The 2,020-nt window shown below is 72.2% G+C and carries 2 protein-coding genes; both read right to left on the reverse strand.

All coding sequences use genetic code 11. From position 1 onward, the window contains the following. Positions 1–128 precede the first annotated feature (128 nt). Positions 129–1,403 (reverse strand): cation:proton antiporter, encoded by a 1,275-nt coding sequence (locus tag ABZ281_RS47420; protein WP_356664827.1) that lies wholly within the window; start codon positions 1,401–1,403, stop codon positions 129–131. Positions 1,404–1,468: 65 nt separating this feature from the next. Then, entirely contained in the window at positions 1,469–1,921 is a 453-nt protein-coding gene (locus tag ABZ281_RS47425; RefSeq protein WP_356664829.1) for an arginine deiminase family protein, read from the reverse strand. Positions 1,922–2,020 lie beyond the last annotated feature (99 nt).

Below are 2,020 nucleotides of genomic sequence, written 5' to 3' on the forward strand. Positions count from 1 at the left end.
GTGGTCGGGTGCGGTGGCCGCGGCCTGAACGAGGCGCTCCAGTTCCTCGCGGCCGGGTGCGGGCTCGGTCAGGCGGGGGGCACTGCGCCGGCTGAGGACCGCGTCCAGAACCGGGTTCGGGGCCGGGGTCATCGGGTGACCTCCCGGGCGGGATCGCGCTCCGGATCGTCGTCCGGCGCCGGCGGGGTCATCCTCGGGTCGTCGCCGGCCACGCGCCTGAGTATCGGGGCGGTGGCCGCAGTGGTGATGACGGTCATGACCACCAGGAGAGTGAACAGCCGCTCGCTGATGACGCCGGTCTGGAGGCCGATGCCGAGAACGACGAGTTCGGTCAGCCCGCGGCAGTTCATGAGGGTGGCGACCGCTGCCGACCAGCGCCAGTCGGAGCCGGTGAGCCTGGCTGCGCCGGCCGCGCCGCCCCACTTTCCGATGACGGCGACCGCCAGGATCGCCGCTCCCCAGCCCCACTGTCCGGCCGGCAGCGTGGAGAAGTCGGTGTGCAGGCCGGTGTCGACGAAGAACAGCGGCAGCAGGAGCGGCAGGACGACGGCGCGGATGCGGGCGGCGCTGCGCTCGACGGCCGAGAGACCGCGGGGGGCGGCGGTGCCGAACAGGAAGGCGCCGAAGGCAGGATGCACGCCGATCTGATCGGTGGTGTAGGCGCTGAGGCACAATCCGGCGAACAGCAGGACCAGGACGAGATCGTCGGAGGTACGGCCGGCTCGCTTCAGAAGAGCGCGCAACAGGGGCCGCAGGAAGATGAGGCCGGCTGCGAAGGCGGCGGTCAGGGCGAGGGTGGTCAGGGCCGACAGGGCGGTGCCGGAGGTGGACAGGGCGACGGCAGCGGTGAGCAGGCACCATGCGAGGGCATCGTCGGTGGCGGCGCAGGCCAGGGCGAAGGTGCCCAGGGGCGTGTTCTCCAGGCCACGGTCGGCCAGGATCCGTGCGAGGACCGGGAATGCGGTGATGCTCAGGGCTACGGCGACGAACAGGGTGAACGGCAGCCGGTCGACCCCGTTGGGCGCGAAGTGCGGGTAGAGGGCGGAGCCCAGCGCGGCGCCGAGGGCCATGGGGAGCAGGACACCGCTGAGGCTGACGGCCGCGACCGCCCCGCGGGTGGTGCCCAGGGAGCGGAGGTCGAGTTCCAGTCCGATCAGGAAGAGGAACGCCAGGAGGCCGAGGTTGCCCAGCGCGGAGGTGATGGGCAAGACCGAGGGCGGCAGGATGTGGTGCTGGACGCCGGGGGCGAGCCAGCCGAGCAGCGAGGGGCCGAGCATGATCCCGGCCAGGATTTCACCGATGACCGGCGGCTGGCCGAGCAGCCGTACGGCCCGCCCGCCGGCCTGGCAGGCGAGGACCACGACTGGGACGGCGAGGAGTACGGGTAGCAGCGGGTCGGACACGGCAGCTCCAGGAGTCGGGCGAAGGACCGCACGGCGGCACGGCGACCGGGCGAGGAGGAAGTGGATCAGGCGCGGGTCAAGGGCAGGGTGGTGCAGCGCAGGGCACCGGGGATCCGGGTGACCTCGGAGTAGTCGACCGTGAGGACCTCGAGTCCGCGCGCGGCGAGTTGTGCGGCGATGCGGTCGCTGCCAGCAGCGACGATCACGGTGCCCGGTGCGATCGCCAGGACGTTGGCCTGGACGGCCCGGGCCTCGTGGTCGCTGACGTCGACCAGGTCGAAGTACTGCTCGAACCAGCGCAGTTGAGCGGGCGCGAAGACGTTGCGGTGGATCAGCGCGGTGCCGGGAGCGACGATCGTGAAGTGGTCGTCCAAGTGGACGATGCCGTCGACGGCGAAGTGGACCGGGCGGACCTCGCGGGCGACGGCGTGGCGGGCCAGCTCCCGCTGCAGCGCCCTCACGCCCGTGCGGGATGTCTCCTCGCCGAGGCCGACCAGGACAGTGCCGGTGTGCAGGATGACGCTCGCCGTGGCACGGGTCGACTTCGTGAACGGCTACGACGCCACCGGCGGTCTGGCCACGTCCGTGCGCAGCCTCGGCAAGGACAGCTCGCTCGC

Origin of the sequence: Streptomyces sp. NPDC006265 (genome assembly GCF_040613555.1) — a bacterium.
Classification (GTDB): domain Bacteria; phylum Actinomycetota; class Actinomycetes; order Streptomycetales; family Streptomycetaceae; genus Streptomyces.